At 59.7% G+C, this 17,365-nt stretch carries 18 protein-coding genes; 16 read left to right on the top strand and 2 right to left on the bottom strand.

All coding sequences use genetic code 11. From position 1 onward, the window contains the following. The first annotated feature begins 78 nt into the window (after nucleotides 1–78). The 6 genes from LG31_RS0109780 to LG31_RS0109755 all read left to right on the top strand — a co-directional run bounded on the left by LG31_RS0109780 (nucleotide 79) and on the right by LG31_RS0109755 (nucleotide 4,636). Entirely contained in the window at nucleotides 79–1,425 is a 1,347-nt protein-coding gene (locus LG31_RS0109780) for an MATE family efflux transporter (protein ID WP_033114349.1), read from the top strand. An 11-nt stretch (nucleotides 1,426–1,436) separates the two neighbouring features. Beyond that, nucleotides 1,437–2,048, top strand: a complete 612-nt coding sequence (locus LG31_RS0109775) for a hypothetical protein (RefSeq protein ID WP_033114282.1) — start codon at nucleotides 1,437–1,439, stop codon at nucleotides 2,046–2,048. A 272-nt stretch (nucleotides 2,049–2,320) separates the two neighbouring features. Beyond that, nucleotides 2,321–2,533 carry an HP1242/YdcH family protein gene (locus LG31_RS0109770; protein WP_033114281.1) on the top strand — a complete coding sequence of 71 codons (213 nt, stop codon included), beginning with the start codon at nucleotides 2,321–2,323 and terminating at the stop codon, nucleotides 2,531–2,533. 243 nt (nucleotides 2,534–2,776) lie between these two features. Next, a complete protein-coding gene (locus LG31_RS0109765) occupies nucleotides 2,777–3,436 on the top strand; it encodes a YceH family protein (RefSeq protein WP_033114280.1) in 660 nt (219 codons plus the stop codon). A gap of 87 nt (nucleotides 3,437–3,523) precedes the next feature. Further along, nucleotides 3,524–4,087 carry a HutD family protein gene (locus LG31_RS0109760; RefSeq protein WP_033114279.1) on the top strand — a complete coding sequence of 188 codons (564 nt, stop codon included), beginning with the start codon at nucleotides 3,524–3,526 and terminating at the stop codon, nucleotides 4,085–4,087. Between the two features lie 93 nt (nucleotides 4,088–4,180). After that, a complete protein-coding gene (locus LG31_RS0109755) occupies nucleotides 4,181–4,636 on the top strand; it encodes a PD-(D/E)XK nuclease superfamily protein (RefSeq protein WP_033114278.1) in 456 nt (151 codons plus the stop codon). Nucleotides 4,637–4,641: 5 nt separating this feature from the next. On the opposite strand, the gene LG31_RS21800 is transcribed toward LG31_RS0109755, so the two are convergent. Both LG31_RS21800 and azu read right to left on the bottom strand, forming a co-directional pair. Next, a complete protein-coding gene (locus LG31_RS21800) occupies nucleotides 4,642–4,845 on the bottom strand; it encodes a hypothetical protein (protein ID WP_084059590.1) in 204 nt (67 codons plus the stop codon). A gap of 119 nt (nucleotides 4,846–4,964) precedes the next feature. Then, a complete protein-coding gene (gene azu, locus LG31_RS0109750; RefSeq protein WP_033114277.1) occupies nucleotides 4,965–5,408 on the bottom strand; it encodes an azurin in 444 nt (147 codons plus the stop codon). A gap of 271 nt (nucleotides 5,409–5,679) precedes the next feature. On the opposite strand from azu, the gene LG31_RS0109745 reads away from it, so the two are divergent. From LG31_RS0109745 to LG31_RS0109700, 10 genes are all read left to right on the top strand, one after another. Continuing rightward, nucleotides 5,680–6,726: an FAD:protein FMN transferase gene (locus tag LG31_RS0109745; RefSeq protein WP_193354225.1), complete on the top strand. Its 1,047-nt coding sequence runs from the start codon at nucleotides 5,680–5,682 to the stop codon at nucleotides 6,724–6,726. A 156-nt stretch (nucleotides 6,727–6,882) separates the two neighbouring features. Next, complete coding sequence (locus tag LG31_RS0109740; RefSeq protein WP_033114276.1) at nucleotides 6,883–8,529, top strand: tetratricopeptide repeat-containing response regulator; 1,647 nt, start codon at nucleotides 6,883–6,885, stop codon at nucleotides 8,527–8,529. Nucleotides 8,530–8,618: 89 nt separating this feature from the next. Beyond that, the gene (gene xthA / locus LG31_RS0109735) at nucleotides 8,619–9,425 is read left to right on the top strand and encodes an exodeoxyribonuclease III (RefSeq protein WP_005337776.1); all 807 of its coding nucleotides are present in this window, start codon (nucleotides 8,619–8,621) and stop codon (nucleotides 9,423–9,425) included. Nucleotides 9,426–9,559: 134 nt separating this feature from the next. Then, nucleotides 9,560–9,991: a PPC domain-containing DNA-binding protein gene (locus tag LG31_RS0109730; RefSeq protein ID WP_033114275.1), complete on the top strand. Its 432-nt coding sequence runs from the start codon at nucleotides 9,560–9,562 to the stop codon at nucleotides 9,989–9,991. Nucleotides 9,992–9,999: 8 nt separating this feature from the next. Beyond that, nucleotides 10,000–10,578, top strand: coding sequence for an ECF transporter S component (locus LG31_RS0109725; protein WP_033114274.1), 579 nt, complete (start codon nucleotides 10,000–10,002; stop codon nucleotides 10,576–10,578). Then, entirely contained in the window at nucleotides 10,578–11,270 is a 693-nt protein-coding gene (locus LG31_RS0109720; protein WP_033114273.1) for an energy-coupling factor transporter transmembrane component T, read from the top strand. The genes LG31_RS0109725 and LG31_RS0109720 overlap by 1 nt, the downstream gene beginning before the upstream one ends. A gap of 5 nt (nucleotides 11,271–11,275) precedes the next feature. Further along, complete coding sequence (locus LG31_RS0109715) at nucleotides 11,276–12,094, top strand: energy-coupling factor ABC transporter ATP-binding protein (protein ID WP_152598365.1); 819 nt, start codon at nucleotides 11,276–11,278, stop codon at nucleotides 12,092–12,094. Continuing rightward, nucleotides 12,081–12,821, top strand: a complete 741-nt coding sequence (locus tag LG31_RS0109710) for an energy-coupling factor ABC transporter ATP-binding protein (RefSeq protein WP_084059587.1) — start codon at nucleotides 12,081–12,083, stop codon at nucleotides 12,819–12,821. The genes LG31_RS0109715 and LG31_RS0109710 overlap by 14 nt, the downstream gene beginning before the upstream one ends. 201 nt (nucleotides 12,822–13,022) lie before the next feature. Next, the gene (locus LG31_RS0109705) at nucleotides 13,023–14,213 is read left to right on the top strand and encodes an efflux RND transporter periplasmic adaptor subunit (protein WP_033114345.1); all 1,191 of its coding nucleotides are present in this window, start codon (nucleotides 13,023–13,025) and stop codon (nucleotides 14,211–14,213) included. Nucleotides 14,214–14,222: 9 nt separating this feature from the next. Further along, nucleotides 14,223–17,333, top strand: coding sequence for an efflux RND transporter permease subunit (locus LG31_RS0109700; protein ID WP_033114272.1), 3,111 nt, complete (start codon nucleotides 14,223–14,225; stop codon nucleotides 17,331–17,333). The last annotated feature ends 32 nt before the right edge of the window (nucleotides 17,334–17,365 follow it).

Genomic DNA, 17,365 nt, shown 5'->3' with positions numbered 1-17,365 from the left:
TTGCACCCGCTCCGCGCTTGGTGTTAAATGCCCGACCAGATGGCACCAGATCGTGCCATCCCAGCTGTTGGACATGCCATGCAAACTCAATCCCACGCAGGCCCGGGCACGCTCTTTGCGCTGACCTGGCCGCTCTTTATCGATCTCGCCCTCCACTTTCTGACCGGCGCACTCAACACCTTCATGGTGGGACATGTCTCCTATCAGGGGGTAGCGGCGCTGGCGGTCGGCAATCAGGTGTTCGATCTGGCCATCACCCTGTTCAGCTTCGTCAGTATCGGTACCAGCGTGGTGATCACCCAGTATCTGGGGGCTGGTGACAGGGAGCGCAGCCGGGTGGTGATCCACACCGCCATCGGCTTCAACCTGTTGATCGGTCTGGTGGCGGCCGTCGGAGTCATGGCGGGCGCCAGCACCATGCTGGCGCTGATGAACCTGCCAGCCAACCTGATGAGCGATGGCACCCTCTACCTGCAGATCATCGGTCTCTGCCTGCTGCCGGAAGCGGCGGCGCTCTGTCTGGCGGCGACTCTGCGCGCCCACGGCCATACCCGTCAGGCGATGTATGTGACTCTCATCGTCAACCTCATCACCTTTGTCGGCAACCTGCTGCTGCTCTACGGCTGGTTCGGCCTGCCCCAGATGGGCGTGGCCGGGGTTGCAATCAGCACCGTGGCCGGGCGTCTGGTGGGCGTGGTGATGCTGGTCTGGCTGGTGGCCCGCAAAACCGGCATCCACCTCAAGATCCGCGACATCGTTCACCCAAGCCGGGAGATGCTGGGCAAGGTGCTCCATATCGGCCTGCCTGCCGCCGGCGAGAACCTCTCCTGGATGCTGCAGTTCATGGTAGTGACCGCTTTTGTCGGTCTGCTTGGCGACAAGGCGCTGGCAACCCAATCCTACTTCTTCCAGATCTGCCTGTTCATCCTGCTGTTTGGCCTCTCCATCGGCCTTGGCAACGAGATCATCATCGGCCATCTGGCGGGCGCCAGACAGTTTGACCGCGCCTATCAACAGCTGCTCAAGAGCCTCAAGCTCGGGCTTGCAGTCACCTGCGTCATCGCCGTGGCGGCGGCGCTTAATGGCCGCACCATCATCAGCCTCTTTACCGATGACCCCGACATCATCACTCAGGTGGCGCAGCTCTTTCTCATCAGCCTCATCCTCGAGCCAGGCCGCACCTTCAATCTGGTGGTGATCAACGCCCTGCGCGCGACGGGTGATGCCCGCTTCCCCCTCTACATGGCACTGCTCTCCATGTGGGGAATTGCCGTACCCCTTTCCTATTTCCTTGGTATCATGCAGGGCTATGGACTGGTAGGCATCTGGCTGGCGCTCGCCTGCGACGAGTGGGTTCGCGGTCTGGCCATGTTCTGGCGCTGGCGCAGTCGTCGCTGGCAAAACAAAATCCTAGTTGAAACATAAGCGGAATCAGAATGAAGAAAATCGGACTCTTGCTGACTGCCCTGCTGCTCAGCCCTCTGGCCATGGCGCAAACCGCGCCCGCAGCCCCCAAGACTCAAGCCACCATGACCTGGTATGTGGCCCCCATCGTTATCGATGAGAGCAGCGAGGCCCAGAAGGCGCTGACCAAGGATTTCATGGCCCAGATGATCAAGACCATCAAGATCAACGAGTACCAGACCGGCAAAGCGGTGGGTAACACCAAAAATCCCAAGTGGCTGATCCGCACCAAGCTGATCCCCGCCAGCAATGAGCCGCTGACAGGCAAGAAGCACCCGCAGGGGCTCACCTACGGCAAGGGCAACCCGACTCAGGAGATCATCGGTGAGTTGCTGATGAACGGCACTCTGGTGGCCCACATCGGGCAGGGCTGGCGTGAGCCGATTGTTGCCAATACCCCGGTGGCCGAGCGCCTCTCGGTGGCCAACTACCGTTACGCAGTTGGCGATCAGGCCAAGTCGCCGGATCTTGAAGAACTGGCCGCCCAGATCGGCTTCGAAGCGGGCAAGGTTATCCATCGCGACGGCAAACCATTGCCTGAAAAGAAAAAGAAGAAAGATCAGACTGACAAGGATAAGGGGTGATTCCCCTCATCACAGGAAAGGGGCCACAAGGCCCCTTTTTGCTCTCTGCCGCTCGCCGGCATCATGCCAGTGATGTGATCCGAGCCACGTTTTGGCCCATAGCTTGAATTGAAAACTCATTTATTCCTAGTCAATTCAATGCCTTAAAAATAGCCTTTCAAGTATATCCAATCATTGCCCCTAAATTCGATCATGATCACGTTTATCACCGTCGCTAAGGGGTAGCTTGGTCTTACAGGCACAATCAAACGAAACCAAGGAGGCTCCATTACATGTTCCCAGAGTACAGAGAACTCATCTCGAGACTGAAGAGCAGTGATGTCCATTTCCAGAAGAAGTTTGACTTGCACAACGACCTGGATGAGGAGATTAGGAAGCTGGAAAAGCATCACGCCAGTGACTACAGCTCCGAGGTGAAGGATCTGAAAAAACAGAAACTTAAACTGAAAGAGGAGATATACGAAATCCTCAAGCAACATCCATAATAGATGCCTCGACGAATATCAGGATAAGCAACTTATCCTTCAGCCCGGCCAGAGAGCCGGGCTTTTCATTACCCACTCAACCTCACTCCATGCCAAGAAATAGCAATCAAATGGCTCCTCCTGCTGGCGACGGTTTCACCAACCCCTCTGCACGCTCGCAAAAATGGCTGACAAAACTGGACGGAGCAGAGGTCATGGCTAAGATAGGGGCTCTTGATATCGCGATTTGCTAGGGAGTAGGAAATGGAGTTAGTACTTGGCCCGCTGGAGGCCCGTGTCATCGGGTGCCTGATTGAAAAAGAGATCTGCACCCCGGATCAATATCCCCTCTCCCTCAATGCACTGGTCAATGCCTGCAACCAGAAGAGCAACCGCGAACCGGTGCTGGAGCTTGCCGAGCTCGACATCCGCGCCGTGGTTGACGAACTGATCCGCCGGCGACTGGTGGTCAATACCGCCGGTTTCAACGCCCGGGTGCCCCGCTATCAGCACAGATTCTGCAACACCGAATTTGGCGAACTCAAATTCAGCGCTCAAGAGCTCGGTATCATCTGCGAGCTGCTACTGCGTGGCCCGCAAACCCCGGGTGAGCTGCGCTCGCGCACCAATAGACTGTGCAGTTTTGATGACGTGACCGAAGTGGATGCGGTGCTGACCCAGCTCATCGAGCGCGGCCCCTATGTGGTAAAACTGCCGCGTGAACCGGGCAAGCGCGAATCCCGCTACGCCCACCTCTTTAGCGGTGAAGTGGATATTCAGGCGATGATGGAGTCTGCTCCGGCGGCAGCCTATGCCTCTCCTGCGGCGGATCGCCTGAGCGATCTGGAGCAGGAGGTGAGCGAGCTCAAGAGCCGTCTCGCCGCCATGGAAGCCCGGCTGGCGGCGTTGGATGGTCAGGGCTGATACCCTGCCACTCCATCTTTCTATTTGTCAGGGAGCCGGGGCCAACCCCCCAGGCTCCCTCTGTTTTTTCATGCTGAGGAAGTGCCCGTGATCACCCTGATCAAAGAGTCTGACCACCAGAAGATGCCCTGGAAAAACAAGCAGGGCACCACAGCCCAGATCCTCATCTCCCCCAAGGGAGCGAGCCTCGACAAGCTCGACTTTGACTACCGGCTCAGCTCCGCCCCCATCAAGGAGGCCGGCCGCTTCTCCACCTTTCCGGGTTATCAGCGCATTCTGCTGCCGGTGAGCGGCGCCGGCTTTGTGCTCAACGGCCACCCCTACGCCACCTTTGAAGCGGCCCATTTCGGCGGTGATGAGGAGACCCACTGCGAACTGCTGAAAAAAGAGGTTACCGATCTCGGGCTTATCTACCACCCGGACAGGATTGCCGCCAACGTGCGGGTATTGAACCTCCCCTTCCCCCTGACCCTTACCCTCGAGCCAGAGAAAACCTACCTCTGCCATCTGCTGAGCGGCCAGCTCACGGTGCAGGGGCAAGTAGTCGCTATCAACGAAACGCTGGTCGTGAGTGGCGAGGAGAGCATTCACTTCGACTGCCAGAAGAAGAGCACCATCGCCTTCTTTACCCTGCAAGGTGTTCTCAAATAGGATCTGCTGCGGTTAAAAATCACTCACAAATATTGAAAGTTATATATCTCGGAGTAATATGGGTCTCTCATGCCTTTTGTGATGAGAGATCCTATGCAATACACATTTGATGGATTCGAAACACCACCAGAACTCACCACTGAAGAAGAAAAAAGTAATCAACAACTACAGAAAAGAATTAGAGAGATTTTGAATGAATTTGGTTATGTTGAGGATAATAAACTAGTTAATACCAAAACATTCAAATGCAGAGTTCCTTACGAAGATCTCTATGGGCTTAAAGCAATTAGTGCCTTTGTGATTAACCATCCTATTGATGGATTAACCCGCATTGAGCCACATCAGCAGCAAGTTTCCGGTTCTGTAGACCGTAAGTTCCCTTTCTTTTTACAAAGCGCAAACAAAGCACCTGAACAAAATGTCATCATTTTGATTGAGGGTCAGGGTCATAAAAAAGCCGCATTTGAATGGTTAAAGTCTGAGGCGAAAAAATGCTCGACTAAAAATGTCAAATGCTATGACTTGGCTGAGTTTTCACTCTGGCTCTAATTTTATTAACGCTTAGGAACCCGGCCTCCACTGTCGAGGCATGCTTGCATTGTGTCATAAGGGATATAATGCTTAGTTCGATTGTAATAAGTCCCCCCTTTCGGATGACATATACCACTACGACTTTTCTTTACCGGAGGTTCTGCCGCCAAAGCGATGGTACACACCAGTAACAAGCAACAACTGAGAACCCATTTTACTAATTGCATTTCCGTGCATCTTCTTGTTTGCCTAACAAAGGCCTCGTTCAAGGCTTTCTCATTTTCTCTCAGAGAGATAGCTAAATAGAAAAGCCGGGCATGCCCGGCTTTTTGCATTCAAGAGCCGGTTATCCGCCGACCTTGAAGGAACCCTTCATCATGGCAAAGTGACCAGGGAAGGAGCAGAAGAAGGTGAGATCCTTGCCGGCCAGACCGTCGGTCTTGAAGGTCACGCTGGTGCTCTCGCCACCGCCAATCAGCTTGGTGTGAGCCAGTACGCGGGGGTCATCCTTGGGCAGGTAGTTGTTCTCGGCACCTGCGCTCATCCCGGCAGTCGCCACGGCCTGATAGTCGGCAGTAGTGGCCAAAACCCAGTTGTGGCCCATGCCGGTAACCGGTAGTTTACCGGTGTGGTTCAGGGTGACGGTTACCTCTTTGCAAGTCGCAGGTACGCTCATCTCCTTGAGGTTGTACTGCATGGCATCATTGCCCTCGATGACCAATGCGCACTCATCGGCCAGTACCGGGGCAGCCAGGGTACTCAGAAACAGCAGGGTAATCGCCTTTTTCATTATCTTCTCCTTTGATTGGCAATGAATGGCAACAGGTTTGCGCAACACTGCTTCAAGAATGGCCGCAAAGATGCTGTCAAAATCGACCTTTATTTTACTCGTCTGTATTCAATCGGCTATGAATTTAGCCCGAAGCTGTGGGCCAGCTCACCAGAATAAGCAAAGTCTGTTTAATTTTTTCCGCCATTTTCTCCGGGCAGGGCTCGCCCGTCGCCAGCCCCTTGGCTAAGCTAGCGCCCCGACCAGCCCTTCGCCAACAAGAGACCTGCTGATGATGGCCATAACCCCCGCTGCCGCCCTGCGCTGCCTGCTACTGACCCTGCTGCTGGCGCTCACCGGCTGCCAACCCGAGCCCCCAGCCCAAACCCGCATTCAGGGCAAAACCATGGGCACCTATTTTGTGGTAACCCTAAGCGATCCCTTCCCCGGTGGAGAACCCGCGCTCAAGAGCGAGGTGGAGAACCTGCTGGCCAGGATGAACAGCGAGATCTCCACCTATGACCCCGATTCACTCATCTCCCGCTTCAATCAGAGGCCGGCTAAGACGCCGTTCGTCATCCCCGCGGCCATGGCCAAAATCGTCCAGCAGGGGATCGATGCCGGTCACCTGACCAATGGCAAGCTTGATGTCACGGTCGGGCCGCTGGTCAATCTGTGGGGCTTTGGCCCGGACAAACGCCCCATCAAACGGCCAGACGATGCCGCCATCGCCGCCGCCCGCCACAAGGTGGGCATCGACAAGCTGACTCTGATGCCACAAGGGGATCACTTCCTGCTGGAGAAGTCTATCCCAGAGCTCTATCTCGACCTCTCCACCCTCGGTGAAGGGGCTGCCTCGGATGAAATCGCCGCCCTGCTCGAGAGCAAGGGGGTCAACAACTACCTCATCGAGGTGGCGGGTGCTGTGCGCAGCAAGGGCCACAACAGCAAGGGCTCGCCGTGGCGAGTCGCCATCGTCGAGCCCTCCGATCAGCCGGGTGCCTTCTCCGACATCGTCATCCCCAACGGCATGGCACTCAGCACTGCCGGCAGCTATCGCAACTACTACGAGCTCGATGGCCAGCGCTACTCCCATATCATCGACCCCGCTACCGGCCAGCCCATCACCCACAAGCTGGTCTCGGCAAGCGTCATCACCCCCACTGCGCTGGAGGCCGACGCCCTCGATACCGCCCTGATGGTGATGGGCCCCACTGAGGCGATGGCTTTTGCCAAACAGCACAAGCTTGCGGTCTATCTCATCGTCAAAACGGACAAGGGATTCCAGGCCATCCACACGCCCCAGTTTGCCCCCTATCTGGCAGAGAAGAAAAAATAAAAAGAGAGGGCCCACAACCGGGCCCTCTCTATTTCCCGACGTTTCTCCCTCGATGGCAGCGGAGCAAGGTATACAAACGACAACTTGGCTAATTGCCTCTTCAGCCGCTTTGGTGGCACACTTTCCCCATCAGCCCGTAGCGCCTCGACCAGACAGATGCAGATACCGGATACCGAGCCCGAAAAGAAAAGCCCAGCCAAGCCCCAGCGCATTCTGATGGTCAACGAGCAGCGCTCGTTTCAGGTCATGATGAAGGCAATGCTGATCAATATCGGCATCAGCAACATCACCTTCTCCAACAGCGCCGAGGATGCGCGCCGCCGCTGCCAGAAGGGCAGTTTTGACATCTATCTCATCGATTACGATCTGGGGGTAGGCGAGAATGGCCGCCAGCTGCTGGAGAGCCTGCGGGATCAGCACCTGGTTCCTCCCCAAAGCGTGGTGATCATGGTGAGTGGCGACAGCTCCCGCGCCATGGTGCTGAGCGCGCTGGAAGCCGAGCCCGACGAATACCTGATGAAGCCCTTCTCTCAGGAGCAGTTCTCGTTTCGCATCAAACGGGCCCTCGCCCGCCGTCAGGCACTCGCCAACGTCTTTAGCGCCATGGCAGAAGATGACCTGCCCGCGCTTATTACCGCCTGCGCCGAGCGAGCCGATGCGGTTCCGCGCTATGCCAACTACTGCCGCTGTCTGCAGGCCGATACTCACCTCAAACTGGGTCAGGCTCAGGAGGCGCGCTCCCTGATGCGCCAGCTGCTGGCTGGCCAGGAGAACAGCTGGGCCCGCCTGACACTGGGCAAGGCGTGCAACACCCTGGGGCTCCATGAAGAGGCGGTCAGCCACCTGCAGGCGACCCTGAAAAATACTCCCCTGATGGTGGAAGCTTACCGCTGGCTGGCAGAGTCCCAGCTCGCCCTTTGCAACGATGAAGTCGCCCAGCAGGAGCTCAAGCGGGCGGTCGATATCTCGCCCCAGTCAGTCCAGCTGGCTCGCCGACTGGCCGAGGTGTGCCTGCTGCGCCACGATTACGCTCAGGCCAAGGATGTACTGCTCTCTCTCATCGATCTGTCGCGCAACTCGATTCACCGCACCCCCCACTATCTGGGGGCCTATATCCAGACCCTGACCCTCTACGCCCTCAACAGCAACGACAGCTACCACATCGCCAACCTGCAAAAGCAGGTCAACTCGGCCCTGTCGCGCATCCGCGATTCGCTGATGATGTCGAAGTTCAACTACCCGGTGTTCGAGCAGATCTGTCAGGCGCGGGTGCAGATTGCGCTGGGGGAGCTGCTCAAGGGCAAGAAGATGCTCTATCGCGCCAACCAGAACTGGCTCGACGAACCGGCCTCCATGCCCCCGACCCTGCTCGGCGAGACCATCCTTGCCCTCTATCAGCTCGGCGAGTTCGAGTATGCCGAAAGCCTGCAGAGCCTGTTGGCCGAGGATGAGGATCACCTGCTCACCACCTGTATTCAGGCGACCCGGGATGACAAGACAGTGCTTGAGCGCCGTCAGCGCTACCAGCAGCTCAACGAACTGGGCATCAAGGCCTATCAGGCGGGCGAGCTGGAACAGGCGCTCGGTCACTTTCGCGAGGCGCTGCGCCGCGCGCCCGCCAATACCGGCGCGGCTCTCAACAAAATTCAGGTGTTGCTGCAACTGATGCAGAAAAACCGCAAGAGCCCGGAGTTTGGCATCGAGTGCAAGGACACCCTGGACATGCTCGACGGCATCCCTCTCAACCCCGCCCAACAGGATCGTTTTCGCAAGCTGCGCCAGGAGTTCAACCAGTTCAGCTGAGCCGTGGGCAACCCGGCCCCCAGACCTTGCATCCACCGCCGATTCCTAGTCCAATAGCGACTTATAAAAATGACATGAGCATCCCGGACATGAAGATCATCTCTTTCAATATCAACGGCCTGCGCGCCCGTCTGCACCAGCTGCAAGCCATCATCGACAAGCACCAGCCCGATGTCATCGGCCTGCAGGAGATCAAGGTGCATGATGAAGCCTTCCCGCTGGCCGATGTGGAGGCCATGGGCTATCACGTAGAGTTTCACGGCCAGAAGGCCCACTACGGGGTCGCCATCATGAGCAAGCAGAAGCCGGTCAAGGTGGAGAAAGGCTTCCCCACCGACGATGAAGAGGCCCAGCGCCGGATGATCATGGCCACCTTCGAACGTGAAGACGGCTCCCTCATCAAGGTGATGAACGGCTACTTCCCGCAAGGTGAAAGTCAGGATCACGAGACCAAGTTCCCGGCCAAGCAGAAGTTCTACGAGGATCTGCAGCACTACCTCGAGACCAACCACACCCCGGATGACCAGCTGGTGCTGATCGGGGATATGAATATCTCCCCCACCGACCTCGACATCGGCATCGGCGAGGCAAACCGCAAGCGCTGGCTACGGGATGGCAAATGCTCCTTCCTGCCCATCGAGCGCGAATGGATGGAGCGCCTGAAAGGGTTTGGCCTGACCGACACCTTCCGCGCCGCCAATCCCACCGAGTGCGAGCGTTTCTCCTGGTTTGACTACCGCTCCAAGGGCTTTGACGAGAACCGTGGCCTGCGCATCGACCTCATCATGGCCTCCGATGCTCTCAAGGACAAGGTGACCGAGACCGGCATCGACTACGAGCTGCGCGGCATAGAGAAACCCTCCGACCACGCCCCCATCTGGGCCTGCTTCGCCTGATGCGGCGCAGGATGCCGCAGTGATATCGCCAATCTGTGAAGCGGCTCGCGGTTGCCTGCGATAAAAGGGCGTAAACAGCCTATCCAGACAAGGTGCCTCAGGGCACCTTCTTTTTGCAGCAAGGAGTGCCTGCCGTGACCACCACTCACCTTCCTCTCTCCCCCGCCCGTTTTCTGGCCCTGCGCCTGTTGCCCGGGGAGGAGCTTATCGCCGGATTACGCTCTCACATGGCCCGACACGGTCTGCAGGCGGCATGGATCGTCGGGGCGGTCGGCAGCCTTACCCACGCCAACCTGCGCTATGCCGCCCAGCCCGATGGCACCCTGCTGGAGGGGGCCTTCGAGGTGATCGCCCTCGGCGGCACCCTGGACCCGGAGTGTGAACACCTGCATCTCTCCATCTCTGACGAGCAGGGATTGATGCGCGGCGGCCACGTGCTGCCAGGTTGCCGGGTGCGCACCACCCTCGAACTGGTAGTCGGAGAGCTGGAGGCGTACCGTTTTGGCCGTGCCCCCTGCCCCCAATCCGGCTATGAAGAGCTGCTCATTACCCCCAGAACCTTGTGAGGATCACTATGTCCGTCAGTAAACTCTCCAGCTACAACCTGGCTTTTATGGTCATCTGCATCGCCATCAACATGGTGGCGGGACAGGCCGTCTCCATGCTCAAGCTGCCCATCTTCCTCGACTCCATCGGGACTGTGCTCTGCGCCATTCTGGCGGGCCCCTGGATGGCGATCGCCACCGGTCTGCTCACCAACCTGCTGTGGGGCCTGCTCACCGGCCCCATCGCCGCGGCCTTTGCTCCGGTCGCCATGATGATTGGCCTCAGCGCCGGTCTGCTGGCTCGCATCGGCTGGTTCAACAATCTGCCCAAGGTGGTAGTGAGCAGCGTGGTGATCACCCTTGCGCTCACCCTGGTGGCCATTCCCATCCGCTCCTACCTGTTTGGCGGCGCCACCGGCAGCGGTGCGGATTTCGTGGTTGCCTACCTGCACGCCATGGGCAGCGATCTGCAAGAGTCGGTCGCCGTCACCGTGCTGGGCACCAACCTGCTGGACAAGCTGCTGACCGTGCTGATCGCCTGGGGGCTGGTACGCCGCCTGCCGCAGCGCACCCTGCGCCACTTCCCGCAGATGGCTGCCGTGCGCTGATGCACCCGTTTACCTCCCTCGCACTCTGGCTCTGGTTTTCGGTCACGGCCAGCGTGCTGCCGCCCCCCTGGCTCTGGGGCTGGAGCCTGCTGCCGCTACTTGCTCTGGTGCTACTGCCGGAGGCCCGCTCCCGGCTCAAGCTGGTGCTGGCGGTAATGCTGCCGCTGGGACTGGGGCTCTATCTGGTGCACGGCCCCTGGGTGCGGATCCTGCTTGGCATGCCAGAAATGCCTGCCAGCGACGTCTTCCCCATTCTGCCCCTCTGGTGCCGGCTGCTCGCCTGTCTGGCCAGCGCCCAGCTCTGGCTCTGGGCGGTCTCGACCGAGCGGTTTGTTCATGCGCTCTTTGCCAGCCGGCTGCCCATCGCCCTCTCCTACCTCTGCTGCGGCCCGCTGCTGCTCAAGGAGCAGCTCGGCCACCAGCTGCGTGCGATAAAGGAGGCCCAGCTAGCCCGCGGCGTGCCCTTTGACGGCAATCCGCTGGCCCGGCTAAAGGCTACTCTTCCGCTGCTCTCGCCGCTGGTCGGGCAGGCATTGAGCGAGCTGGCCACCCGCAGCATGGCGCTGGATCTGCGCGGCTTTCGCAGCCAGCCGACCCGCACCCGCATGACGGAGATCCCGCAGCAACGTTACGAGCCACTGCTGCGCTATCTGTTGCTGTTGCTGGTAGCGCTGGAGATTGTCTGGAGGTGATGGCCATGATCTCGCTGCAAGGGTTGACCATCGGCCATACGGGCCACCCTGACCACTTTCAACTGGGCCCACTCGATATCGAGCTGAAAGAGGGCGAATGGCTGGCCATCCTGGGTGGCAACGGCGCGGGCAAATCCCTGCTGGCCCAGCTGCTGGCGGGGGGCTGGTCCCAGCTGCACCTCGACACGCTGGCGGGAGAAGGCGTCATTCTCGGGCAGCCCCATGATAGCGGCCAGCTCAATCAGCATGCGGCTGTGCGTCAGTGGGTACAGCAATCTCCCTACCTGCAATTTTCCGGCTGCTGCTTTTCGGTCGCCGATGAGGTGGCCTTTGGCCCGGCCAATCTCGGATTGCCACCTGATGAGGTCAGCCGGCGGGTATCCGAGGCCATGGCGCTCTGTCACTGCGAGGCGCTGGCAGCCCGCCATCCCCTCGACCTGTCGGGAGGCGAGGCACAGCGCGTGGTGCTGGCCTGTGCCCTGGCGATGGCTCCCAAGCTGTTGATCCTCGATCAGGCTTTCAGCCGTCTGACCCCGGCGGCAACCCAAACCATGCTGCGCCAGATCCGCCGCTACAGCGAGCAGAGCGGCTGCAGCGTCATCTTGCTGGAGCAGCGGCTTTTTCCGGCCGCTCACTTTTGCGAGCAATTCATGCTGCTCGACCATGGCCGCCAGCTGGCCTGCGGTGAGCTGGGCGAGGTGCTGCCCCATCTGCCCGGACGGGTGATCCTGCCGGACTCCCTGCGCGAGACGTTGCAGGCGCGCGACTCGCGCCATCATCCCTACCCCTTGGCCATGTTGCGGGAGTTTTATGCTGAGCTTTGACCACCTCTGCTTCTCATGGGCGCCGGGCAATCCCTGCCTGCACGACATCACATTGCAGATTGCCAGCGGGGAACAGGTTGCCATCGTCGGGGATAACGGCGCAGGCAAGTCAACCCTGCTGCGACTGGCGGCCGGGCTGCTGGCCCCCACCTCCGGCACGGTGAGCTGGCAACAACAGGCGCTTCGCGAGCAGCGGGCTCTAGCCCTTGCCAGTCAGATCGGCTTTCTGTTTCAGGAGTCGGAGCGTCAACTCTTTCACAGCCGGGTCGAGGATGAAATCGCCTTTGGCCTGCGCCTGCAGAAACTGCCGCGCGAGGAGATCCGACTGCGGGTCGCCACCGCGCTGGAAGAGTGCGAGCTGACAAAGTGGGCGGCCTCCCATCCGCTCGATCTCGATGCCGGTCAGCGGCGCATGGTGGCGGTGGCCTGTCTCCATGCCATGCAACCCGCCTTGCTGCTGCTCGATGAACCGAGCCGGGATTTTGATCCCCGCTGGCTGACCATTCTGGAACGCTGGCTGGCCAGCGAGCGGGCGAAGGGCACCACCATAGTGGCCATCAGTCACGATGCCGAATTTGTCAGACGCAACTTCACCACCCTGATCGAGCTGAAAGCGGGGCGTCTGATTGGTCACGGCCACACCAGCGAACGACTTGCTGCCCTCAACGGTTACCGCCCCCACCACAGTAGCGCCATGCTGCTGGCCGCGCTCGACCAGCGCCGCTAACTTCCTCTTTTCCCATCAAAACAGCACGAAACCTCGTCATTTGGGGACAAATTGTCCCCTTGAGAAGGTTCGGTTCAAGGTTGCCCGCCTATCATCCCCCTTCCACCCCAAGAGAAGCTGTTTTTTATCATGACGTTAATGATCCAGATGGAGAAAAATACCGGACACCCTCACCGCTATGGGGCCAGCAAAGAGATTGGCATGGCTGGTGCAGATGCCCCGCTCAAGCGCGCCCTGCTGACTCTGGCGCTGATCGGCGGACTGAGCGGTTGTGGCGGTGAATCCACCCCGGCGGCCCAGAGTGTTCCGGCCTTTCCTGTCGTGGTCAATGAAGTGACCCTGACCGATGTGCCGCTCACCACCGAGATGGTGGGCGAGACCGCAGGTTTTCGTGAAATTGAAGTGCGTTCGCGGGTGAGCGGCATTCTGCTCAAGCGCACCTATGTCGAGGGCCAGCCGGTCACCGCCGGTCAGCAGCTGTTCCTCATCGACCCCGAGCCCTACAAGGTAGCTCTCGAACAGGCCAAGGGATCCCTTGCTCAGGAGCAGGCCCGTCTCAACAAAGCACGCGCCGATCGGGATCGCATCATCCCGCTCTTCAAGCGTCAGGTGGTGAGCCGCAAGGATTATGACGACACCCTCGCCAACTACGAGGCGGCCGTCGCCAGTCTGCAGGCCGTTCAGGCCAAGGTCAAAGAGGCCGAACTCAACCTCAGCTACACCGAGGTGACCGCCCCCATCGACGGCATGGCGAGCAAGAGCTCCCAGTCCGAAGGCAGCCTTATCTCCACCAGTGGCGACAGCAGCCTGCTGACCACCATCACCCAGTACAACCCGCTCTACGTCAACTTCTCCTACTCGGAGCAGGATCGCCTCAACTTCGAGAACTCGGTGAAAAAAGGGTTGATTGAATCCAAGGATGCCACCAACTGGCGCACCCACATCCGTCTGGCTGACGGCTCCGTCTATCCCGAGGCGGGCAAGCTCAACTTCTCCGACAACCGGGTCGATCCCCAGACCGGCACCATCCGTGCCCGCGCCATCTTCGACAACAAAAATGGCGTGCTGATGCCGGGCCAGTTCGTGCGCATGACCATCGATCTGGGTACCCGCAAAAACGCCATCGTGGTGCCGCCGCGTGCCATCGTTCAGTCCCAGGCTGACCGCATGGTGATGGTAGTGGATGCCGACAACAAGGTCGTGCCCCGTCCGGTCAAGCTGGGGGCGGTGGTTGCCGATGGCGTGCTGATCGACAGCGGTCTTGAGCCGGGCGAGCACTACATCGTCGAGGGGCTGATGAAGGCTCGCCCCGGCAGCGTGGTCAAGCCGGTCTCTGCCGAAGAGATGCAGGCCATCAGTGCCAAGCTGGTTCGACAGTCCGCGGCCAAGTAAGGAGTTCGCATGTTTTCCAAGTTCTTTATCGAACGCCCCATCTTCGCCAGCGTGATTTCGATCATTATCGTGCTGGGCGGGCTGGCGGCGATGCGATCGCTTCCCATCGAGCAGTACCCGCAGATCACCCCGCCGGTGGTCTCGGTGACTGCTTTCTATCCGGGCGCCACCCCGGAAGTGATCTCCCAGACCGTTGCCGCACCACTTGAGCAGCAGATCAACGGCGTGGAGCAGATGATCTACATGCAGTCAGGTTCTGCCTCCAACGGCCAGATGAACCTCAACGTCTACTTCGAGATCGGCACCGACCCGGATCAGGCCACCATCAACGTCAACAACCGGGTCTCGGCCGCCATGGCCCAGCTGCCGGAAGAGGTGAAAAAGCAGGGGGTCACGGTCAAGAAGAAGTCGACAGCCATCCTGCAGGTGGTGACCCTGCAATCGCCGAACGGCTCGTTTGATACCACCTATCTCTCGAACTATGCCCTGCTCAACATCATCGACGAGCTCAAGCGGATTCCCGGCATCGGTGATACCACATTGTTTGGCGGTACCGACTACGCCATGCGCATCTGGCTGCGACCGGATCGACTGGCCCAGCTCGAACTCACCCCAAGCGACGTGATCGGCGCCATTCGTGAACAGAATACCCAGTTTGCGGCGGGCAAGATCGGTGCCCAGCCTACCTCGGCCCCGGTCGATTTCACCTACACGGTGCAGACCAAGGGGCGTCTTGAGGACGTCAAGGAGTTCGAAAACATCATCGTTCGCTCCATGCCTGACGGCTCCAAGATCCGGGTGAAGGATGTGGCGCGGGTCGAGCTGGGCGGCAAGGATTATGACGTCCTGGCCCGGGCCAACGGCAAACCGGCCATCGGTATCGCCACCTACCTGCAGCCGGGCGCCAACGCCGTGGCGGTGGCCGGTGCGGTGCACGACACCATGGAGCGGCTCAAGGAGCGCTTCCCGCAGGATGTGGAGTACCAGATCCCCTACGACACCACCGAGTTTGTGAAGATCTCCATCGAGGAGGTGGTCTACACCCTGTTCGAGGCGATCGTGCTGGTGTTCGTGGTGGTCTATCTGTTCCTGCAGAACTTCCGCGCCACCCTGATCCCCTGCATCGCGGTGCCGGTATCGCTCATCGGTACCTTCGCCGGCATGCTGGTGCTGGGCTTCTCCATCAACCTGCTCACCCTGTTCGGCATGGTGCTCGCCATCGGTATCGTGGTGGATGACGCCATCGTGGTGCTGGAGAACGTCGAGCGGATCATGCAGGAGAGGAAGTGCTCGCCCAAAGAGGCGGCCATTCTCGCCATGCAGGAGGTCTCCGGCCCGGTGGTCGCCATCGTGCTGGTGCTGTGCGCCGTGTTCCTGCCGGTCGCCTTCATGGGCGGCATGACGGGGGTGATGTACAAGCAGTTCGCCATCACGGTTGCCGTGTCGGTCGCTATCTCCGGTCTGGTGGCACTGACCCTCTCCCCGGCCCTCTGTGCCGTGTTGCTCAAAGAGGGACACCACAAACCGGCCCGTTTCTTCGTCTGGTTCAACGACAAGTTTGATCAGCTGACCCGCGGCTATGTGCGCGGCGTAGCCTTCCTCAACCGCCGGGTGGCCGTTGCTTTTGGCATCATCGCAGTGCTGCTGCTCTCCATCTACGGCCTCTTCCTCAAGGTGCCGGGAGAGCTGGTCCCGAACGAAGATCAGGGTTACCTCATCTCCGCAGTCATGCTGCCGGATGCCGCCGCCATGACCCGTACCCAGGCGGTCGCCAACCAGTTCGACAAGATCGCCATGGCCAACCCCAACGTGAAGGATGTCATCACCTTCTCGGGCTTTGACATCCTCTCCAGCGCCATCGTCAGCAACAGCGGCCTCACCTTCATTACCCTGAAGGACTGGAGCGAGCGCAAAGAGGCCGGTGCCGACTCCTTCTCGCTGGCCAAAACCCTGCAAGGAATGAGCATGATGGGGCTGGCGGACGGTTTCGTTGCCTCCTTCAACCCGCCTCCCATTCAAGGGATGTCCACCACCGGCGGCCTTGAGGGGTATCTGCAGAACCGCGGCTCGGGCAATGCCCAGGAGTTTTCGGCCGAAGTGCAGCGCTTCCTCGAAGCAGCCAAGGAGCGCCCGGAGTTTGCCAGCGTCACCACCACCTACCGCGCCAACGTGCCGCAGGTCTATCTCGACCTGGATCGCGAAAAGGCCAAGGCGCTGGGGCTGCCCATCAACGCGGTGTTTGACACCATGCAGGCCACTTTCGGTCAGGTCTATGTCAACGACTTCAACCAGTTCGGCCGTACCTACCGGGTACAGTTGCAATCCGAGGCGGACTACCGCGCCAAGAAGAGCGACATCCGCAATGTCTATGTCCGATCCAACAAGGGGGAGATGATCCCGCTGAGCAGCCTGGTCACTGTGCGTGACGCCACCGGCCCCGAGCTGGTCGAGCGTTTCAACATCTTCCAGGCGGCCAAGATCATGGCGCAGCCGGCGCCTGGCTACAGCTCGGGTCAGGCCATCGCCGCGCTGGAAGAGGTGGCCAACAACACCTTGGGCAACGACGCCAAGCTGGAGTGGACCGGCTCCGCCTATCAGGAGAAGGCGGCTGCCGGCAGCGCAGGCATGGCCTTTGGCTTCGGCATCGTGATGATCTTCCTCATTCTGGCCGCCCAGTATGAGCGCTGGAGCCTGCCGTTTGCGGTGATCACCGCGGTGCCGTTCGCCCTGTTCGGCGCTCTGCTGGCCACCTGGCTGGTGGGTCTGACCAACAACGTCTACTTCCAGATAGGGTTGGTAACGCTCGTCGGGCTGGCGGCCAAGAACGCCATCCTTATCGTGGAGTTCGCGGTGATGAAGCACGAAGAGGGAATGAGCCTCATCGAGTCAGCACTGGAGGCCGCGCGCCTGCGTTTTCGCCCCATCGTGATGACCTCGCTCGCCTTCATCCTCGGCTGTGTGCCGCTCGTCACCTCCAGCGGGGCCGGTGCGGCGAGCCGCCATGCCCTTGGCTGGCCGGTCATCGGCGGCATGCTGGCCGCGACCTTTATCGCCATCTTCTTTATCCCGCTCTTCTTCCGCCTCATCATGCGAGGCTCGGAAAAAGGAGCGAAGCAGTAAGGCCGAGCCTGTTGCCACGCCGATAACCCTTA

This window comes from Aeromonas lacus (assembly GCF_000764665.1).
GTDB lineage: Bacteria > Pseudomonadota > Gammaproteobacteria > Enterobacterales > Aeromonadaceae > Aeromonas > Aeromonas lacus.
This window is presented reverse-complemented; position numbering and strand designations above follow the sequence as displayed.